Annotated in this window: 20 protein-coding genes; 4 read left to right on the top strand and 16 right to left on the bottom strand. The window is 64.6% G+C overall.

Annotation, left to right across the window (positions count from 1 at the left end; all coding sequences use genetic code 11):
* Positions 1–73 precede the first annotated feature (73 nt).
* The 10 genes from ACP5E6_RS11285 to ACP5E6_RS11240 all read right to left on the bottom strand — a co-directional run bounded on the left by ACP5E6_RS11285 (position 74) and on the right by ACP5E6_RS11240 (position 7,678).
* Positions 74–823: a Crp/Fnr family transcriptional regulator gene (locus ACP5E6_RS11285; RefSeq protein ID WP_427954339.1), complete on the bottom strand. Its 750-nt coding sequence runs from the start codon at positions 821–823 to the stop codon at positions 74–76.
* Between the two features lie 121 nt (positions 824–944).
* On the bottom strand, positions 945–1,679 hold the full coding sequence (gene hypB, locus ACP5E6_RS11280) for a hydrogenase nickel incorporation protein HypB (RefSeq protein ID WP_427954338.1): 735 nt from the start codon (positions 1,677–1,679) through the stop codon (positions 945–947).
* Positions 1,680–1,723: 44 nt separating this feature from the next.
* Entirely contained in the window at positions 1,724–2,065 is a 342-nt protein-coding gene (gene hypA / locus ACP5E6_RS11275) for a hydrogenase maturation nickel metallochaperone HypA (RefSeq protein ID WP_427954337.1), read from the bottom strand.
* Complete coding sequence (locus ACP5E6_RS11270) at positions 2,058–2,246, bottom strand: rubredoxin (RefSeq protein ID WP_427954336.1); 189 nt, start codon at positions 2,244–2,246, stop codon at positions 2,058–2,060. Before ACP5E6_RS11270 ends, hypA begins: the two co-directional genes overlap by 8 nt.
* Positions 2,243–3,076 (bottom strand): hydrogenase expression/formation C-terminal domain-containing protein, encoded by an 834-nt coding sequence (locus ACP5E6_RS11265; RefSeq protein WP_427954335.1) that lies wholly within the window; start codon positions 3,074–3,076, stop codon positions 2,243–2,245. The genes ACP5E6_RS11270 and ACP5E6_RS11265 overlap by 4 nt, the downstream gene beginning before the upstream one ends.
* 1 nt (position 3,077) lies before the next feature.
* Positions 3,078–3,455 carry a hydrogenase gene (locus ACP5E6_RS11260; protein ID WP_427954334.1) on the bottom strand — a complete coding sequence of 126 codons (378 nt, stop codon included), beginning with the start codon at positions 3,453–3,455 and terminating at the stop codon, positions 3,078–3,080.
* On the bottom strand, positions 3,452–4,015 hold the full coding sequence (locus ACP5E6_RS11255; RefSeq protein WP_427954333.1) for a HyaD/HybD family hydrogenase maturation endopeptidase: 564 nt from the start codon (positions 4,013–4,015) through the stop codon (positions 3,452–3,454). The genes ACP5E6_RS11260 and ACP5E6_RS11255 overlap by 4 nt, the downstream gene beginning before the upstream one ends.
* Complete coding sequence (gene cybH / locus ACP5E6_RS11250) at positions 4,012–4,734, bottom strand: Ni/Fe-hydrogenase, b-type cytochrome subunit (RefSeq protein ID WP_427954332.1); 723 nt, start codon at positions 4,732–4,734, stop codon at positions 4,012–4,014. Before cybH ends, ACP5E6_RS11255 begins: the two co-directional genes overlap by 4 nt.
* A gap of 29 nt (positions 4,735–4,763) precedes the next feature.
* On the bottom strand, positions 4,764–6,560 hold the full coding sequence (locus ACP5E6_RS11245) for a nickel-dependent hydrogenase large subunit (protein ID WP_427954331.1): 1,797 nt from the start codon (positions 6,558–6,560) through the stop codon (positions 4,764–4,766).
* The gene (locus ACP5E6_RS11240) at positions 6,557–7,678 is read right to left on the bottom strand and encodes a hydrogenase small subunit (RefSeq protein WP_427954330.1); all 1,122 of its coding nucleotides are present in this window, start codon (positions 7,676–7,678) and stop codon (positions 6,557–6,559) included. The genes ACP5E6_RS11245 and ACP5E6_RS11240 overlap by 4 nt, the downstream gene beginning before the upstream one ends.
* Positions 7,679–7,889: 211 nt before the next feature.
* Here ACP5E6_RS11240 and ACP5E6_RS11235 point away from each other — a divergent pair, with 211 nt between their 5' ends.
* Positions 7,890–8,333, top strand: coding sequence for a type II toxin-antitoxin system RatA family toxin (locus tag ACP5E6_RS11235; RefSeq protein ID WP_427954329.1), 444 nt, complete (start codon positions 7,890–7,892; stop codon positions 8,331–8,333).
* A 200-nt stretch (positions 8,334–8,533) separates the two neighbouring features.
* Here the strand turns inward: ACP5E6_RS11235 and topA are convergent, their stop codons facing one another.
* From topA to ACP5E6_RS11205, 6 genes are read right to left on the bottom strand one after another with little or no spacing between them, the layout of a single operon-like run.
* Positions 8,534–11,158 (bottom strand): type I DNA topoisomerase, encoded by a 2,625-nt coding sequence (gene topA, locus ACP5E6_RS11230; RefSeq protein ID WP_427954328.1) that lies wholly within the window; start codon positions 11,156–11,158, stop codon positions 8,534–8,536.
* 19 nt (positions 11,159–11,177) lie between these two features.
* Entirely contained in the window at positions 11,178–12,299 is a 1,122-nt protein-coding gene (gene dprA / locus ACP5E6_RS11225) for a DNA-processing protein DprA (RefSeq protein ID WP_427954327.1), read from the bottom strand.
* On the bottom strand, positions 12,296–12,874 hold the full coding sequence (gene plsY, locus ACP5E6_RS11220) for a glycerol-3-phosphate 1-O-acyltransferase PlsY (protein WP_427954326.1): 579 nt from the start codon (positions 12,872–12,874) through the stop codon (positions 12,296–12,298). The genes dprA and plsY overlap by 4 nt, the downstream gene beginning before the upstream one ends.
* Complete coding sequence (locus tag ACP5E6_RS11215) at positions 12,871–14,145, bottom strand: dihydroorotase (RefSeq protein WP_427954325.1); 1,275 nt, start codon at positions 14,143–14,145, stop codon at positions 12,871–12,873. The genes plsY and ACP5E6_RS11215 overlap by 4 nt, the downstream gene beginning before the upstream one ends.
* Positions 14,138–15,073, bottom strand: a complete 936-nt coding sequence (locus tag ACP5E6_RS11210; RefSeq protein ID WP_427954324.1) for an aspartate carbamoyltransferase catalytic subunit — start codon at positions 15,071–15,073, stop codon at positions 14,138–14,140. Before ACP5E6_RS11210 ends, ACP5E6_RS11215 begins: the two co-directional genes overlap by 8 nt.
* Before the next feature lie 39 nt (positions 15,074–15,112).
* Positions 15,113–15,769 carry a S24 family peptidase gene (locus tag ACP5E6_RS11205; RefSeq protein ID WP_427954323.1) on the bottom strand — a complete coding sequence of 219 codons (657 nt, stop codon included), beginning with the start codon at positions 15,767–15,769 and terminating at the stop codon, positions 15,113–15,115.
* 125 nt (positions 15,770–15,894) lie between these two features.
* On the opposite strand from ACP5E6_RS11205, the gene ACP5E6_RS11200 reads away from it, so the two are divergent.
* The 3 genes from ACP5E6_RS11200 to ACP5E6_RS11190 all read left to right on the top strand — a co-directional run bounded on the left by ACP5E6_RS11200 (position 15,895) and on the right by ACP5E6_RS11190 (position 17,519).
* The gene (locus tag ACP5E6_RS11200) at positions 15,895–16,362 is read left to right on the top strand and encodes a hypothetical protein (RefSeq protein WP_427954322.1); all 468 of its coding nucleotides are present in this window, start codon (positions 15,895–15,897) and stop codon (positions 16,360–16,362) included.
* A gap of 2 nt (positions 16,363–16,364) precedes the next feature.
* Positions 16,365–16,595 carry a hypothetical protein gene (locus ACP5E6_RS11195; protein ID WP_427954321.1) on the top strand — a complete coding sequence of 77 codons (231 nt, stop codon included), beginning with the start codon at positions 16,365–16,367 and terminating at the stop codon, positions 16,593–16,595.
* Positions 16,596–16,688: 93 nt separating this feature from the next.
* The gene (locus tag ACP5E6_RS11190) at positions 16,689–17,519 is read left to right on the top strand and encodes a carbon-nitrogen hydrolase family protein (RefSeq protein WP_427954320.1); all 831 of its coding nucleotides are present in this window, start codon (positions 16,689–16,691) and stop codon (positions 17,517–17,519) included.
* Positions 17,520–17,582 lie beyond the last annotated feature (63 nt).

The following is a 17,582-nucleotide window of genomic DNA, read 5'->3' as shown; positions in this document are numbered from 1 at the left end:
AATCGTTACGTTATCGCAACAACCTATGCGCACGAAGGAACAGCCACGCGTGATCCACTCTAAATCACCGATTTCAGGCGGCGGCTTGTGCGATGTCGGTCAGACGTTCCGATTGCAGAATCGCAACCCGATGATCGGCGCCGATCGCGATGACGCCTTGCTTGCGCAGCGCCGTCAGCGCGCGAGACACGGTTTCCACCGTCAACCCCAGATAATCCGACAGATCGGTCCGGCTCATCGGCAGGTCGAGCGCCCCCTCGCCTGCGGTGCAGGCGGCGGTGCGATGCCGCCAGACATCGAGAAACGAGGCAACCCGCTCGATCGCGTTTTTGCGCCCCAGCAGCAGCATCTGCTCCTGAGCCACCACCAGCTCGTGCGAGGCGACATCGAGCAACCGCCGCTCGATCGCCGGAAACAGCCCGAACACCGCGCGCAACTCGCTGCGATCGAAGCGGCACAGGCCGATATCCTCCATCGCCTCGGCGCTGAACGCATAGGTCTGTGCGGCGGCGAGTCCCACGAAATCACCGCTCCCGACGAAACCGACAATCTGGCGCCGGCCGTCCGGCATGTCCTTGTAGAGTTTCGCGCTGCCGTGATTGATATTGAAAAAATGCCGCGCCGGATCGCCCTGGATCACGAAGCACTGCCCCTTCACCAGCTTGTGCCGCTTGGCGACATTGGCAAGAAAATGCAGATCCTGATCGGGCATCGCATCGCACAGCCCGATATGCCGCGCCTCGCAATCGCCGCAGCGCCCGACAATGGCACTATCAGCCAGATTGATCGGCGCGCGTCTGATATCAGATTGGCGGTCCAGCATCGGATGGTCCCCCTGATTGATTGCAAGTTTCAAGGTCTAGAACCGCTCCGCCGCGAATGCAAATGAACAGATCAGCACAACGCCCCGATTCGTGACCGCAACCCAATCCTCACGCGCGGAATCACATCGCAAGGCGGCCGGCTTCAAGCCAGGCAAGAAACGAGTCCAGCCCATCGCCATGCAGCCCCGATACCGCCTGGATCTCGATTTGAGGATTGACCTGCCGGGCATAGCTGACTGCGGCTTCGGGATCGAATTCGATATAGGGCAGCAGATCCGTCTTGTTCAGGATCATCAGGTCGGCGGCGTGAAACATGTCGGGATATTTCAGCGGCTTGTCCTCGCCCTCGGTGATCGACAAAATCACCACCTTATGCGCCTCGCCGAGATCGAACCCGGCCGGACAGACCAGATTACCGACATTCTCGATGAACAGAATCCCCCCATCCAGCGCCGGCAGATGATCGAGCGCATGGCCGATCGCATGCGCATCGAGATGACACGCCTTGCCGGTATTGATCTGAAACGCCGGCACGCCGGTGGCGGCGATGCGGGCGGCATCCAGCCCGGTCTGCTGGTCGCCCTCGATCACCGCGACCGGCACGCGGTCTCTCAGCGCCTCGACGGTGCGGACCAGAAGCGTCGTCTTGCCCGCACCGGGACTCGACATCAGATTGACCACGAAAATACCATGCGCCGCGAAATAGCGCCGGTTGGCGTCGGCATAGCGCTGGTTTTTCGCCATGATATCCTGCTCGATCTGCACGAGCCGCCCCCCCCTGGCGTCATGATCATGGTCATGGTCATGGCCATCATGGTCGTGATCATGGCGATACGCCGCCAGGGGCAGCGTCATCGTGTCCGTCGTCTCGCTCGTCGCGCATCCACATATGCCACACATCATATCACCTCGATCTGTTTGATCCGGATTTGCTGTCCGGTCAGCACCTGCAACTGATAACCGCCGCACTGCGGGCAGGCATCGCCGAACCGCTGCAACCCCACCCGCGTGGCGCATGTCATGCACCACGCCTCGCCCGCGACCGCGATGATCTCGAGCCGCGCCTGATCGGCGACCGTATCGCGCGTGACGACATCAAAGCCAAAGCGCATCGCCTCGACCTCGACACTGGCCAGCGCGCCGATTTCAAGCCACACCGCGGTGACGCGGGCAAAACCCTGTGCCGCGGCCTGTTCACCGAGCGCCTGCACCACGCTTTCACACAGCGCCATCTCATGCATCACCCGTCTCCGGATCGATCAGGATGAACTGCGCCTTCGGTGCGTCGCATTGCGGGCACAGCCAATCCTGCGGCAAATCGGCGAACTCGGTGCCGGGCGGGATCTGCGCGACCGGATCGCCGGTCGCGGGATCATACACCTGCCAGCAGATCCGGCATTCGTAGCGGGGCAGGATATTCATGGGTAGAGCGCCGCCACCGCGCGGATGCGCAGGGCCGATTCGGCGATGTCATCGGCGGCGGCGCAGGCGACGGCAGGGATCGCCGCGATCTCGAGCGAATTGAGAATGAGCGCATCGCTCGCATTGAAATACTGCACCCACCACGTCGCGGTGAGCCGGGTGCTGCGAATGCGGCACGCCCCATAGCCGGAGGAGAGCACGACCACCGGCCCCTCGCCAAGGGCGCCGACCAGCCAGGCGAGGTCCTCATTGGCCATCGGCACCAGATCGAGATTGATCATATGCCCCGCGCCGGTCGCGGCAAAGGCGGCACTCCGTGCGATCAGCTCGGCCAGGATATGCGGCGCATTGACCACAAGCTCCGGCAGGCTCGCGGCATCGGGCAGGTCGAGCATCCCGGCGGCGGCGGCGGCGCGCGCGGTCAGGATCGCGGGGATCGGCCCGATCTCGAGCCGGTCGCACGCCGGCACGTCCGCACCCGCCTCGCACCGGACACGCCAGAGCCCGGTGAAAATCGTCTCCTCGATCCGGATCGCCGGATCGCCGAGCACCAGCGCACTGACCTCCCCATGGCCGAGCAACTCGTCGAGAAACCGTCTCTCCGCCGCGCTCAGCCCGGCCAGATCGATACCCCGCGCCGGCTCGTCATCGCGATAGGCGGCGAGCGCGTCACCGATGCGGCCGAGCCACGCTGGGCCGATCCGGCGCAGCAGCGGATCATCCGTCAGATCGGGAGGCACGAAGACAGTGACATCCTTGGGCAGCGCGAGATAATCCGGCCCGTCACCGAAACTGCCAGGACCGGAACGAGCGGGGATAAAGTCGCTCATGTCACGACACCCCCTGCGCCAGCGGTGCGAAGATCGTCGCGATCTCGTTCAGATAGACCGCCCAATCCTTCATCCGCGGAATCGCGCCGAGCACGGCGGCGTCGTGCAGAAACACCAGGGTCGGACGGATCGTGACGCCAAACCGCGCGGCGCTGGCGCGATCGGCGTCAGGATCGATCACGCCGGTCCGCATCGCGTGCCCGCAGGCGCGGATCAGGTCGGGCAGGATGGTGGCGACATCGTCGATCTCCGGATGCCGGCCGGCGTCGCCGGTGAACAACAGCACGCAGGTGCCGGTTGCCACGAAATCATCGACCATCGCCGCACTCAGCGCGACCACGCCCGGCCGGGCCAGCAGGCGCGCGACCGCGCCGCTCACGACATCGCCTCGTAGGATCGCCGCCCGACCGAAGCCGGGCCGAGCGGTTCAACCGGTTCGCCCGCGGCGCGCGGCGTCGCGCCGAAACCCGCCGCCGCCAGAAACGCGACGGCATGATCCACCGCGGCGCCGAGCTGGGCGCGGACCGGCGGGGTCAGGCTCGCGCCATAATCATCGAGATCGAGCGGCTGCACGCCGATCAGGTGCATCCGCGCCGGCAGCCGGCCGGACAATGTGGCGAGGCCGAGGACATCCTGGAAACTGGTCTGATGCAGGCTCATCTTTTTTGCGGTGAGGTAACGTGGCACGTCATCGTCATCGATCAGACGCAGGCTGCCGGGGACGAGGCCGTAGTCGATCGCATCGAACACGACCAGAAGCGCCGCCGCCTCGATCAGCGGCAGCAGGGCGAGGCCCTGGGTGCCGCCATCGATCAGGGCGACTTCGGGGGGAAATACATAGGCCTCGTGCAGCGCCTCGACCGCACGGACGCCGAAACCCTCGTCAGCCCATAATATGTTGCCGATTCCGAGCACCACGACACGGCGTTCCGGGATCATGGCCGATCATCCTTGAAGAAGCGCCAGCCGTTGATCATGGTGCTGATGATGGTCTGGCGTGACATGATGTCCTCGCGGATCGCCATATAGACATGCACGATCACGAACAGGATCAGGTACCACATGCCGAGCACATGCCAGCTCCGCACCGTCTGGCTGCTGCCGAACAGCGGCACCACCCAGCGGGTGAACAGATCATACGACCACGAACCGTAGCCGACGCCCTCGCCATACAGCGCGAAACCGGTGATGATCTCGAAGATCACGCCAAGCACGAACATCGCGAACATCGCGGTCTGCGCCAGCGGGTTATGGCCGATCTCCTTGCTGGTCTCACGCTCGATCAGCAGATACCAGCGGATTGTCTTGAGGAATTCGCCGCGCCAGGCACGCGACCAGACCGGGGGGAGGAAAATTTCACGGGCATAGCGATTGCCGACGATCGCCCAATAGACCCGCACCACCATCGCCAGCGCCAGCACATAGGCGCTGACGAAATGAGTGAAGCGGATGTCGCCCATCAGGTAGTGGTTATACGGCTGGCCGACCTGCAACGGCCAGATCGGGTCGGCGATGAAAAAACCGGTGACGGCGAGGATCGTGATCGCCAGAGCCATTACCCAATGCCAGATCCGCACCGGCAGTTCATAGACATAGACCGGTGCGGTGACCTTGGCCTGAGGCGGGTCGCTCAGCGCGGGGGAGGGATGGTCGAGCATGGCGCGATGTCCTGTTTCCCGTGAAAGGTCTAGAGCACGTCGGCGCGTACTAATTCGCTGCCATCGGGTGCGATCACATGGGTGGCGCAGGCGAGGCAGGGGTCGAAACTGTGCAGCGTGCGGAGAATTTCCAGCGGCTGGCTGGAATTCGCGAGCGGGGTGTTCAGCAGTGCTGCCTCGAACGCGCCGATATTGCCGGCCGGATCGCGCGGCGAGCCGTTCCAGGTGGTCGGCACCACGGCCTGATAGCTCTCGATCCGGCGATCCTTGATATGCACCCAATGACCCAGCGCGCCACGCGGCGCCTCGACATGGCCGATGCCGCGCGCCTCGGCCGGCCAGGTCGCCGGTTCCCATTTTTCGGTGTTCGCGGTGACCAGATCACCCGCGCGCAGGTTTTCCATCAGCCGGTCGTGGAAGAAGCGCATCTTGTGCGCCGCCCAGGACGCTTCCAGCCCCCGCGCGGCGGTCCGGCCGAGTGTCGTGAACAGCGCGCTGAGCGGCAGACCGAGATCGGTCAGCACTTTGTCGACCGGCTCCTTGAACTCGGGAATCCCCTTGGCGTAGCCGATGGTGAAGCGCGACAGGGGCCCGACCTCCATCGCGTGGCCACGCCAGCGCGGGGCCTTGATGAAGGAGTATTTGGCGCCTTCATCGAGTTGCTTGATGTCGGTCTTGGTGCCGACCGTGTGGGGGCCGAGCTCGAAATTGGGATCGGTGATGCCGGCCCAGGGATGCAGGCCGATCGCCTCATTGGGGTAGCGATACCAGGAGTGATCGACGAATTCCTGCACCTGGCTCGGATCGCGCAGGTCGATCTCCATGATCTCGTCGAGCTTGCCGTTGATGATCGCCCCGCGCGGCATCAGCAGATTGGCCTCGGACCAGTTATTGGCGGCGACCGGGTAATCGCCGTAGGACATCAGATTCTTCCCCGCGAGACCACCGCCGTAATCCCACTGCTTGTAATAGGTCGCAATGGCGATCAGGTCGGGGAGATAGACCTGATCGATGAAATCGATCGTGCGGTCGATGATCGAGGAGACCAGGTTGAGCTGCACCATGTTCACCGGCGCGCCGGCGGCGAGCGGGCCGTCGAGATTGATCGCGCAGGCCATGCCGCCGACCAGCCAGTTCGGATGCGGGTTCTTGCCGCCGAACACCGTGTGGATTTTCACGATTTCGCGCTGGAAATCGAGCGCCTCGAGATAATGCGTCACCGCCATCAGATTGGCTTCCGGTGGCAGCAGATAGGCCGGATTGCCCCAGTAGCCGTTCATGAACGGACCCAGCTGACCGGAGTCGACGAATTTCTTCAGCCGCGTCTGCACGTCGCGAAAATAGCCCGGCGACGAATTCGGCCAGGGCGAGATGCTCTGCGCCAGCGCGCTGGTCGCTTTCGGGTCGGCTTTCAACGCACTGATCACATCGACCCAGTCGAGCGCGTGCAGATGATAGAAATGCACCAGATGATCCTGCGCCCACTGCGTCGCCAGCATGATGTTGCGGATCGTGTTGGCGTTTTCCGGAATCGTGATGCCCAGCGCATCCTCGACGGCGCGCACCGAGGCGAGCGCGTGAATGCCGGTGCAGACGCCGCAGATACGCTCGCAGAACGCCCAGGCGTCACGCGGATCGCGACCCTTCAAAATCACCTCGAGGCCGCGCCACATGGTGCCGGAGGAGACCGCGTTGCGGATGATGTTGTTCTGATCGAGATTGACCTCGCAGCGCAGATGCCCCTCGATCCGCGTGATCGGATCGACCACCATGCGCCGTCCGCTGTCGTTGAGGTTGAAGCCGTTCGGCGTGGTGACGGTCGTCATGGCCGGTCTCCCTCATGTGGCGGCTGGTCGTCAGATTTTGGTTTCGGTTTGATTTTCTGCCAATGCTTGATCGCGCTGGCCCCGGCATGGGCGAGCACGCCGGCACCGACCACACCCGCCGCCGCCGCGCCGATCTCATCGGCGCTGGCCTCGACGCCGAACCCGGCGCCGACATGCGAGAGCGGTTGATAGAACGGCCCATTGTCCCAGAAATTATCTTCCGAGCAGCCGATGCAGCCGTGGCCGGCCTGGATTGGAAACGACACCCCGCCGTTCCAGCGCACCGTCGAACACGCGTTATAGGTGGTCGGGCCGCGGCAGCCCATTTTATACAGGCAATAGCCCTCGCGCGCGCCCTGATCGTCCCAGGTCTCGACGAACTCGCCCGCGTCGAAATGCGGACGGCGATAGCATTTGTCGTGAATCCGCTGACCATAGAACATCAGGGGCCGACCGCGGCTGTCCAGATCGGGGATGCGCCCGAAGGTGATCATGTAGCTGATCACCCCGGTCATCACCTCGGCGATCGGCGGGCAGCCCGGCACCTTGATGATCGGCTTGTCGGTGATCACCTTGTCGATCGGCGTCGCCTGCGTCGGGTTGGGCCGTGCCGCCTGCACGCAGCCCCAGGAGGCGCAGGCCCCCCAGGCGATCACCGCCTTGGCATTCGCCGCCACCGCCTTGAGCTTGTCGACGAACGGCTTGCCACCGACGATGCAATACATGCCATCCTCGTTGAGCGGCGGATTGCCCTCGACCGCGAGGATGTATTCACCTGGATATTTCTTGGGGATCTCATCGAGAATCGCCTCGGCCTGATACCCGGCGGCGGCCATCAGCGTGTCGTCGTAATCGAGCGAGATCATTTTCAAAATGACATCCCTGGCCAGCGGATGCCCCGAACGGATAAACGATTCCGAACAGCACGTGCACTCCAGCCCGTGCATCCACAGCACCGGGATGCGCGGCTTGGTTTCCATGGCGTGGGCGATCTGCGCGGCATAGACCGGCTCCAGCCCGAGGGCGGCGGCGGTCAGGCTACAGAACTTTAGAAACGATCGCCGGCTGGTGCCCTGCGCGCGCATCAGCTGGTAGAAAGTTTGTGTTTCCGCGCCCATCGCCGTTCCCCCATCCGATGCCCCGTACCGGCATCGCGCTTTTGTGGCAGACCGGAGTGACAACTCCGTGAACGAAACGAATTTGGACCGCTGATGCCCGGTTTGGCATTGATGTGGATCAACGACACGCGGTATTTTACGGGGTGAATCCTTTGGTCATGATTGCACCAGCCGCCTCCGATCCATCACCGTCCGGTGCGGCGGTGTTGGCATGACCACTCATCACGTCGAGCGCGTCTTCGCCTATCCGATCGCGCCGCTGTTCGCTCTGATCGCGGATATCGAATCCTACCCGCTCTATATGCCCGGCTGGCGCGCCGCGCGGATCGACCGGAGCACGCCGCCGCAGCTCGATGTCGAGCAACTCGTCAGCCTCGCCGGGCTGTCGCTCAGGTTCCGATCGGTCGCGGTGCTCGATCCGCCGCACCGGTTGCAGATCAGTTCGACCCAGCCGCCGTTCCGCAATTTCCGCCTGGTCTGGCAGTTGCGCAGCCTGTGTCCGACCAGCACCGCCGTGCGGGCGGATTTCGACCTGAGTTTCCGAACCTCGGTTTTCGAACGGATTGCCGAAACGATCGCGCCGACCATGCTGGAGCGCACCATCAACGCCTTCGCCAAACGCGCCGCCCACCACCTGCCGGATTTGCCGCCCTGATCAAGCCGATCGCGGCGCGGCCCGGCGAGGACGGTATAATCGCCCCCTGACGGCGCCGGTCACGTCAGAGCGATATGCGATTAAGTTGACGCGGCAGCGGCAACATAATCGCATGAAATCGCTCGAAAAAACATAGAACTAGAGCGTTAAGCTGAAAGCATAACGCTCTAGTATTGGACCCGCTTAAGGCTTTACCCGCTTCAGGCTTTGACCTTCCGGGCGGGGGGTTTTTTCCTGGCGGGCGGTTTCGCGGTCTTGGCTTTCGCCGGCGCCGTGGCGGTTGCCGGTGGCTTCCGGCTCGCGGGCTTGCCGCCTTTTTTGCCCTTGGGGGCGAGGGTTTTGCCTTTCTCGGCAAGCAGGGCGATCGCTTCATCGAGGGTGATGCTGTCGAGTTCGGTGCCGCGCGGCAGATTCGCCACAGTCTTGCCGTGCTGCGCATAGGGACCGAACCTGCCCTTGCGCACCATCACCGGATCGCCGCCTTTCGGATGCGGCCCCAGCTCGCGAATCCCCTCCTGCTTCTTGGCCAGCACCATCACCGCCCGGTTCAGCCCGACCGCCAGAACATCGTCATCGCGATCGAGCGAGGCGAAGATCGGCCCCATCTTCACATAGGGGCCGAACCGGCCGATCCCGGCCTGGATCTCGGCCTTGGTCTCGGGGTGAATGCCCACCACGCGCGGCAGCGACAACAGGCCGAGCGCCTGGTCCAGCGTCAAATCGTCGCCGGTCACGCCCTTGGGCAGGGCGGCGCGGCGCGGCTTGGCTTTCTTGTCCTCGGGGTCGGGTTCGCCGAGCTGGATATAGAGACCATAAGGACCGCGCCGCAGCGTGACCGGAATGCCATCGGCATTCTCGCCCAATACCTTCATGCCGTCGCGCAGCGTATCGGCCTCGTCCTCCGCGCCATCGATCGCGAGTTTGCGGGTATATTGGCATTCGGGATAGTTCGAGCAGCCGATGAACGAACCATAACGGCCCAGTTTCAGGCCGAGGCGGCCGGTGCCGCAGGCCTGGCAGAGGCGCGGATCGGAGCCATCCTCACGCGCGGGGAAAAAATGCGCGCCCAACTCTTCATCGAGCGCATCGATCACATCGCCGATCTTCAGATCCTTGGTCTGGTCGATCGCGTTGGAGAAATCGGTCCAGAAATCGCGCATCACCCGCCGCCAGTCGAGCTTGCCGTCGGAAACCTCGTCGAGTTTTTCCTCAAGTGCCGCGGTGAACCCGGTCTCGACATAGCGGCCGAAGAAACTGACCAGAAAGGCGGTGACCAGCCGGCCGCGATCCTCGGGGATGAAGCGGCGCGCGTCCATCCGCACGTAATTCCGCTCGCGCAGCACGGTCAGGATCGAGGCGTAGGTGGAGGGGCGGCCGATGCCGAGTTCCTCCATTTTCTTGACCAGGGTCGCCTCGGAGTAGCGGGGCGGCGGCTGGGTGAAATGCTGCTCGGCGGTCACCGCGCCACGGTTGAGCGGGTCGGATTTGGTCATCGGCGGCAGCAGGCGGGACTCCTCGTCCTCGGCTTTATCCTCGAATTCCTCGCGGTAGAGCTTCAGGAAACCGTCGAACGCCAAAATCGAGCCGGTGGCGCGCAAGATCGTGCCGGCGCCATCGCCAATGTCCACACTGGTCTGATCGAGCTCCGCCGATTGCATCTGCGAGGCCAGCGCGCGTTTGTAGATCAGCTCATAAAGCCGCGCCTGCTCATTGTTGAGATGCCGCGCCGCCCGCTCCGGTGTGAGGGTGAAATCGGTCGGGCGGATCGCCTCATGGGCTTCCTGCGCGTTCTTGGCCTTGGTCTGATATTCGCGGGGTGCTGCCGGCAGGTAATCCGGGCCGAACATCGTGCCGATCTGGCTGCGCACCGCGGTGATCGCCTCACGCGCCATCTGCACGCCATCGGTGCGCATATAGGTGATCAGGCCGACGGTCTCACCGCCGATCTCGACACCCTCATAGAGCTGCTGGGCGGTGCGCATGATCTGCTGCGCCGTCATGCTCAGCTTGCGCGAGGCGTCCTGTTGCAGGGTCGAGGTGGTGAAGGGCGGCGGCGGATTGCGCCGCGTGCGTTTTTTCTCGACCGCGACGACCGAAAACATCCCCCGCTCGACCGCTGCTTTCGCCGCCTGTGCCGCCGCCTCGTTCGGCAGATCGAACTGATCGAGTTTTTTGCCCTCCAGATGGGTCAGCCGCGCATGGAACGGCGCGCCGCCCGGCGTGGTGAACGCCGCATCGATCGTCCAGTATTCGCGGTTGCGGAACACCTCGATCTCGGCTTCCCGCTCGCAGATCAGCCGCAACGCGACCGATTGCACCCGTCCTGCCGATTTGCTGCCGGGCAGCTTGCGCCACAGCACCGGCGAGAGGGTGAACCCCACCAGGTAATCCAGCGCGCGCCGCGCCAGATAGGCCTCGATCAGGGGCGTATCGAGTTCGCGCGGGGCGCGCATCGCCGCCTGCACCGCCGATTTGGTGATCTCGTTGAAGGTGATCCGGCGGACGATCTTGCCGTTCAGCGCATGCCGTGCCTCGAGCATGGCGCGCACATGCCAGGAAATCGCCTCGCCCTCGCGATCCGGATCGGTCGCGAGATAGAGCGTGTCCGCACCCTTGAGCGCCTTGGCGATCGCCGCCACCTGCTTGTCGCCCCGCGCATCCTCTTCCCAGGACATCGCGAAATCCTCATCCGGCCGCACCGAACCGTCGCGGGCCGGCAGGTCGCGCACATGGCCGAACGAGGCGAGCACGGTGAACCCATCGCCGAGGTATTTATTGATCGTCTTGGCTTTGGCCGGTGATTCAACGACGACGATAGCGTTCATTTTGGAAGATTTTTCCAGTTCAGGGGGCGAGGAGCAGCCCGATTTTATTGCCAGGCAAAGTCTCGATCCGACCGGCAAGCTCCAGTTCCATCAGCACGGCAACCAGGACGGACGGGGAGAACTGGCAGTGCAGCGCCAATTCGTCAACCGTGATGGGACTAGCCGACAACAGGCCAGGGATGTCGCGACGGGCACGGTCGAACTCCGCTTCGCTCGCATCGAGGCGCGCGGCCGGCTCGGCCAGACCGGGCGCGGGCGGTGCGAGGCGTGAGTCGGCAAACAGCGCGCCGGGCTGATTGGGCAGGTTGAGAAACACATCGCCGGCTGATTCGGTGAGATGCGCGCCCTGGCGGATCAGATCATTGGTGCCGCGCGAGCGCGGATCGAGCGGCGATCCCGGCACGGCGAACAGCTCGCGGCTGTAATCCAGCGCGTAGCGCGCCGTGATCAGACTGCCCGAACGCAGCGCGGCCTCGATCACCACGACCCCCAGGGCCAACCCGGCGATGATCCGGTTGCGTTTCGGAAAATGCCGCGCCATCGGTGCGGTGCCGGGCGGCGCCTCAGCGATCAGTGCGCCCCGCTCGGCGATTTCCGCCTGAAGCGCCCTGTGTTCGGGCGGATAGACAACATCGAGCCCGCCGGGGATTGCCGCGATCGTGGTGCCGGTGCGCAGCGCGGCGCCATGGGCGGCCGCATCGATCCCGCGCGCGAGGCCGGAGGCGATCGGCCAGCCGGCGGCGGCGAGTTCACCCGCAATATCGGCCGCCACCCGGCAGCCGTTCACCGAGGCGTTGCGCGCGCCGACCACCGCGACGATCGGTTTGTGCAGCAGCGCCACATCGCCAAGCACCGCGATCATCGGTGGCGCGTCGGGCAGCAGGGCGAGTAGTTTCGGATAATCCGGCTCGCCCATGAACAAAAGCGTGGCGCCCAGCTGGTCGAACCGGTCGAGCTCGCGCCTGATATCGCCCGGCTTTGGCACGAACGGCGCTTTCGCGCGGCCGCCGGCGCGGGCAAGGGCGGGGATCGCGGCCTGGGCTTCCTCGGGCGTGTCGAACCGCGCGCGCAGGCGGCGATAGGTCTGCGGCCCGACACCCTCGGTACGGATCAGCCGCAGCAGGGCGACCCGGTCGATCACGCGCCGAGTTTGATCCGCGGTTCGGTGCCGGCGCGCAGCCGCGCGATATTGGCGCGGTGCTTGTGAAACACCAGGGCCGCGATCACGAGCGCGCCGAGGGCGACCCGTTCATCGCCCAGGACGAAGGCGACCACCGGGGCGACTGCGAACGCGGTCAATGCCGCGAGCGAAGAATATTTCCGCCAGAACGCCATACCCAGCCAGACGAGGCAGGCGATCAGCCCGACCGGGAACGCCTGCGCCAGCAGCACGCCCAACCCGACCGCAACGCCCTTGCCGCCTTTGAAGCCCAGCCACACCGGATAGAGATGACCGATCACCGCGAACAGTCCGGCGATCACCACCAGCCAGCGTCCTTCATTGTGCATCAACATCACCGCGACCACGCCCTTCAGCGCATCGAGCACCAGCGTCAGCGCCGCCAGCCCCTTCCGCCCGGTGCGCAGCACGTTGGTCGCGCCGATATTGCCCGAACCGATCTTGCGCACATCGCCGAGCCCGGCGGCACGGGTCAGGATCAGCCCGAACGGGATCGACCCCAGCAGATAGCCGATCAACGCCGCGAGGATGATCATCCGAACACCCGCACGCCGGCTTTCCAGGTGCCGATCACCACACCCTCGACCGCGCGCCCATCGAACGGCGTGTTCTGCGCCTTGCCGGGCAGCCGGCCGGCCTCGATCCGCCAGGAGCGTTCCGGCGCGAACAGGCACAGATCCGCTGGTTTACCCTTGACGATACGCCCTGCGTCCAGCCCGAACAGACGCGCCGGTCGATCGGTCAGCAGTGCCAGCGCCGACATCAGACCCAGCGTGCCGGACTGGACCTGCGCCAGCGTGATCGCCAGCAGCGTCGCCAGCCCCGCCCCGCCGGGCGCGGCCTCGGCGAAGGGCAGGCGCTTGTCATCGGCATCGCGCGGCTGATGATCCGAGGCGATTGCATCGATCGTGCCATCAGCCAGACCCGCGACCACCGCCAACCGGTCGTCCTCGGTGCGCAGCGGTGGCGAGAGCTTGGCATAGGTCCGAAAATCACCGATCGCGGTTTCGTTCAGATCGAAATAGGGCGGTGCTGTATCGCAGGTCACCGCAAGCCCGCGCGATTTCGCCGCCCGGATCAGATCGAGCGCGGCCCCGGTCGAGACATGGGCGAAATGCACCGCCCCGCCGGTGAGCTCGACCAGCGTGATATCGCGCGCCACCATCATCGCCTCGGCGCAGACCGGGATGCCGGGCAATCCCATCAACGTCGCCCGTGCCCCTGAGGTCGCCGCACCACCCGCGGCGAGGCTCGGCTCCTCCGGGTGCTGCACGATCATCGCACCGAATCCGTGCGCGTAGGACAAGGCCCGCCGCATCAACCCGGCCGGCCCGATCGCCCGCGCGCCATCGGAAAACGCGATCGCGCCGGCCGCGCGCAGCAGCCCGTATTCCGCGATGCTTTCGCCTTTGCAGCCCCGTGTCGCGGCGCCAAAGGGGGCTATGGTGATGCGCCCGCTCGCCTCACCCGCGCCGGCCAAAGCGCGCACCAGCGCCGGGTCATCGGTCGCCGGCGCATTGTCCGGCAGCACCGCAATGGTGGTGATGCCGCCAGCGCTTGCCGCCAGCGCCGCCGAGGCGATGGTCTCGCGATACTCGTAGCCCGGTTCGCCGAGCGAGGCGCGAGCATCCACCAAGCCGGGGCACAGAATGCAATCGCCCGCGTCGATCACCGTTGCCCCATCCGGCCGCCCCAGCCCCGCGCCGAAATCGGCGACGACACCGTCGCGGATCAGGCAATCCCCCACCGCATCGAACCCCGATGCCGGATCGATCATCCGCGCGCCGATGATCAGCGTGTCACGCATTGCGCAACGCTGTCCGGGCCAGCACATCGAGCACGGCCATCCGCACCGCAACCCCCATCTCGACCTGCTCGCGGATCACCGAGCGCGTCACATCATCCGCCACCTGGCTGTCGATCTCGACGCCGCGGTTCATCGGGCCGGGATGCATCACCAGCGCATCGGGTTTCGCCACCGCGAGCTTCGCCGCATCCAGCCCATAGAAGGTGAAAAACTCCCGCGCGCTCGGGATCAGCCCACCGCTCATCCGTTCGGTCTGCAACCGCAGCGCCATCACGATGTCGGCGTCGCGCAAGCCTTCGCGCATGTCGTGAAACACGCTGACGCCGAATTGCTCGATGCCGGAAGGGATCAGCGTCGGCGGCCCGACCACCCGCACCTGGCTGCCCATCGCGATCAGCAGCAAAATGTTCGAGCGCGCCACCCGCGAATGCGCGATGTCGCCGCAGATCGCAATGGTCAGCCCCGCCAGCGTGCCCTTGTGCCGCCGGATCGTCAGCGCATCGAGCAGCGCCTGGGTCGGGTGCTCGTGCATGCCATCGCCCGCGTTGATCACCGCCGCATCCACCTTCTGGGCCAGCAGCGCCGGCGCGCCGGAGGCCTTGTGGCGCACCACCAGCAGATCGCAGTTCATCGCATTCAGCGTCGCCGCAGTGTCGAGCAGTGTCTCGCCCTTGGACACCGACGAGGTCGAGACCGACATGTTGATCACATCCGCCCCCAACCGCTTGCCGGCGAGTTCGAAACTGGTGCGGGTGCGCGTGCTGTCCTCGAAGAACAGATTGATCAGGGTGCGCCCGCGCAGCACGTCGCGCCTTGTTTTGCCGGAACGGTTGAGCAGCGCATAGCTCTCCGCCAGATCGAGCAATGCCGAAATATCACGCGGGTGAAGCGTCTCGATTCCCAGCAGATGGCGCGTCGGCAATCGCATGGCGTCTGCATACCGAAACGTGGGGCCGGCGCAATCCCCCTATTGTGTCGCCCAGACGATCCGGTGGATCGCCACAATCTGGTCGGGCGGCAAACTGCGTGTCGCATGGGCCGGGTTGAAACTCGCCAGATCGACCCGCTTCGCACTGCGCTTGGCCAGGACCTTGGCCATGACCTCACCCTCGATCGTGCGGGCGACCACCCGATCGCCGATCCGCACCGGTGCCGCGGGCGAGACCACAATGATGTCGCCTTCACGATAGACCGGCTGCATCGAATCCCCGTGAATGGTCAGGCCGAAGGCGTGCGGGTCGTCCGCCAGGGCGGCCTCGGTGCGCGGCAGGGCGACATGATCCCAGCCGCCGCCGGTCGGATAACCGCCGTCGTCGAAAAAACCGTCCTGCCCGGCCTGGGCCAGCCCGATCACCGGTACGCGCCGTGCGGCGGCGCGCGGCGATGACAAGGCCCGCGCGCCCTGCACCAGCCCGGCGAACGCATCGATGCCCGCCCCGGTCGCCATCAATACCTTGGCGATGCTCTCGGTCGAGGGCCAGCGCAGTTTTCCCGCCGCAGTCCGCCGTTTGGAGGGGTTGAACGCCGTCGGATCAAGACCAGCCCGCCGCGCGAGGCCCGAGGTCGACAAACCTCGTTCGGCTGCCAGCGTATCGATTGCACGCCAAATATCTTCGTGTCGCATACCCTTGTTCCTAACGGATTTTTCGATGTTGTGAAGAGATAAATAGGAAAACACTCCGTTTTTCTCTTGCAAGTTATACAACCTCCGGTTAACTTGTTCTTGTTATGTTCACCCCGGAGATAATGATGCCGTTCGACGCCAGCGCCTGTCCATCATCTCGTTTATCAAACAAAATCAAACCCTTCACATCCGCCGAGCGCGCCTGGCTCTGGGCCGCCGCGTGTCTCGCCGCACGACGCGCCGGAACGAAACTGCCGCACGATCCAACGAAACCTTGCTCTCCTGAAACCATTTTATCCTGCCTCGATCATCTGTATCGCAGCGGCCGAATCGACGTTGTGCACGCCCGTGTGCTGCGCCGGTGGGGTGATCGCGGACGCCCGCCGCCAAAGCCGCGCATCATCGATCGAAGCGATTGGCAACAATGGAAGCAAGCGATGTTCGAACTCGATTATCTGCTGCGCAGCAAACACATCGTTTCCGGCTTCGATCTCGGCGTGATGCCCGGGGCAGAAAAAATTTTTCCAAGTGATAGGACTATGTTCTTAGTTTCAGCCGAAGCAACCCCATCAACCGACCTCAAGGAGATCTGACCATGGCCTTTACCCTGCGCAATTTGTCCGTCCTTGCCTATGCCAACGGCTTCACCCTCTGGCATTACCGCACGGGCGACGAAGCGTTGTCCGCGCTCGACAGTGATCATTATTTCGCCGACGCCGGCGATCTGATCGCGCCGGGCGATATCATCATGGCCTCGGGCAGCCAGGGCGCGCGCATGGGTGCGATCGCCCAGAAAGGGCCGCATCTGGTGCTCAACGCCCTGTGAGAGCCGTGCGCGAGGCGCCATTCGCGCGGCGGCGAGGACAGGGTTCCGCCCCGCGCGTTGCCTCGTCCGGGGGCGCGGGTCTATGCCGCTTCGATGACCTTGACCCTCGCGCTCTGTCAGACCGCCGGATGCTTCGCAGCCCCCGACGCCGCGCTGGATCTGCTCGATTTCGAGGCCGGCGCGGCGTGTCAGGCCCGGGCCGATCTTCTGGTGCTGCCCGAATTATTCTGCACCGGCTATAATCTGGGCCGGGATCGCGCCGGTGCCCTTGCCATGACACCCGACGATGCGCGCTTCACCCGCATCCGTCGGATCGCGCGTAAACACCGCATCGCTCTCTGCCTGGGCTTTCCCGAACGGGTCGGCGATGGCATCGCCAACAGCGCGGCCCTGGTCGATGCCACCGGCGAAATCCGGCTCATCTACCGCAAAGTTCACTGGTTCGGCGCGCTCGACCGCGCGATGTTCACAATTCGTGGCGATGGTTTCCCGGTTGTGCCGTGGCGTGGTCTGAACGTCGGTCTCGCGATCTGCTACGACATCGAGTTTCCCGAAGCCGTTCGCGCCCTCGCCATCGCCGGAGCCGATCTTGTGCTGGTTCCGACCGCACTGATGCCACCCTACGAAATCGTGGCCGATCACGTGATCCCGGCGCGGGCTTATGAGAATCAGGTGTTCATCGCCTATGCCAATCATTGCGGCAGCGAGGACGGTCTCGCCTATATCGGACTCTCCTCGATCTGCGGGCCCGACGGCGCGATCCTCGCCAAGGCCGGCACCGGCGCCGAACGCCTCATTGCAACGATCGATCCGGCGCATCAGAACGCGGTTCGCCGCCGTGATCCCCTGATGACCGATCGTTTCCAGTATTCCGGACGCGCCGAGCAACCCCATCCGGCGTCTCCGGAAAACCGTCATAAATAAAACGATCACCGTCCCCGGCAGAGGCGACTCAATAGAGCGTCATGCTTTCAGCCAAACGCTCTA

Origin of the sequence: Acidiphilium sp., from assembly GCF_049977125.1 — a bacterium.
Taxonomy (GTDB): Bacteria; Pseudomonadota; Alphaproteobacteria; order Acetobacterales; family Acetobacteraceae; genus Acidiphilium.
The sequence above is the reverse complement of the archived record's forward strand: the minus strand, read 5'-3'. Positions and strand labels throughout refer to the sequence as shown.

Excerpts from the sequence above, each read along its gene's own strand:
- ACP5E6_RS11285 (WP_427954339.1), bottom strand. The coding sequence starts at position 823 with ATGCTGGACCGCCAATCTGATATCAGACGCGCGCCGATCAATCTGGCT.
- hypB (WP_427954338.1), bottom strand. The coding sequence starts at position 1,679 with ATGACGCTGCCCCTGGCGGCGTATCGCCATGATCACGACCATGATGGC.
- hypA (WP_427954337.1), bottom strand. The coding sequence starts at position 2,065 with ATGCATGAGATGGCGCTGTGTGAAAGCGTGGTGCAGGCGCTCGGTGAA.
- ACP5E6_RS11270 (WP_427954336.1), bottom strand. The coding sequence starts at position 2,246 with ATGAATATCCTGCCCCGCTACGAATGCCGGATCTGCTGGCAGGTGTAT.
- ACP5E6_RS11265 (WP_427954335.1), bottom strand. The coding sequence starts at position 3,076 with ATGAGCGACTTTATCCCCGCTCGTTCCGGTCCTGGCAGTTTCGGTGAC.
- ACP5E6_RS11255 (WP_427954333.1), bottom strand. The coding sequence starts at position 4,015 with ATGATCCCGGAACGCCGTGTCGTGGTGCTCGGAATCGGCAACATATTA.
- cybH (WP_427954332.1), bottom strand. The coding sequence starts at position 4,734 with ATGCTCGACCATCCCTCCCCCGCGCTGAGCGACCCGCCTCAGGCCAAG.
- ACP5E6_RS11245 (WP_427954331.1), bottom strand. The coding sequence starts at position 6,560 with ATGACGACCGTCACCACGCCGAACGGCTTCAACCTCAACGACAGCGGA.
- ACP5E6_RS11240 (WP_427954330.1), bottom strand. The coding sequence starts at position 7,678 with ATGGGCGCGGAAACACAAACTTTCTACCAGCTGATGCGCGCGCAGGGC.
- ACP5E6_RS11235 (WP_427954329.1), top strand. The coding sequence starts at position 7,890 with ATGACCACTCATCACGTCGAGCGCGTCTTCGCCTATCCGATCGCGCCG.
- topA (WP_427954328.1), bottom strand. The coding sequence starts at position 11,158 with ATGAACGCTATCGTCGTCGTTGAATCACCGGCCAAAGCCAAGACGATC.
- plsY (WP_427954326.1), bottom strand. The coding sequence starts at position 12,874 with ATGATCATCCTCGCGGCGTTGATCGGCTATCTGCTGGGGTCGATCCCG.
- ACP5E6_RS11215 (WP_427954325.1), bottom strand. The coding sequence starts at position 14,145 with ATGCGTGACACGCTGATCATCGGCGCGCGGATGATCGATCCGGCATCG.
- ACP5E6_RS11210 (WP_427954324.1), bottom strand. The coding sequence starts at position 15,073 with ATGCGATTGCCGACGCGCCATCTGCTGGGAATCGAGACGCTTCACCCG.
- ACP5E6_RS11205 (WP_427954323.1), bottom strand. The coding sequence starts at position 15,769 with ATGCGACACGAAGATATTTGGCGTGCAATCGATACGCTGGCAGCCGAA.
- ACP5E6_RS11200 (WP_427954322.1), top strand. The coding sequence starts at position 15,895 with ATGCCGTTCGACGCCAGCGCCTGTCCATCATCTCGTTTATCAAACAAA.
- ACP5E6_RS11195 (WP_427954321.1), top strand. The coding sequence starts at position 16,365 with ATGGCCTTTACCCTGCGCAATTTGTCCGTCCTTGCCTATGCCAACGGC.
- ACP5E6_RS11190 (WP_427954320.1), top strand. The coding sequence starts at position 16,689 with ATGACCTTGACCCTCGCGCTCTGTCAGACCGCCGGATGCTTCGCAGCC.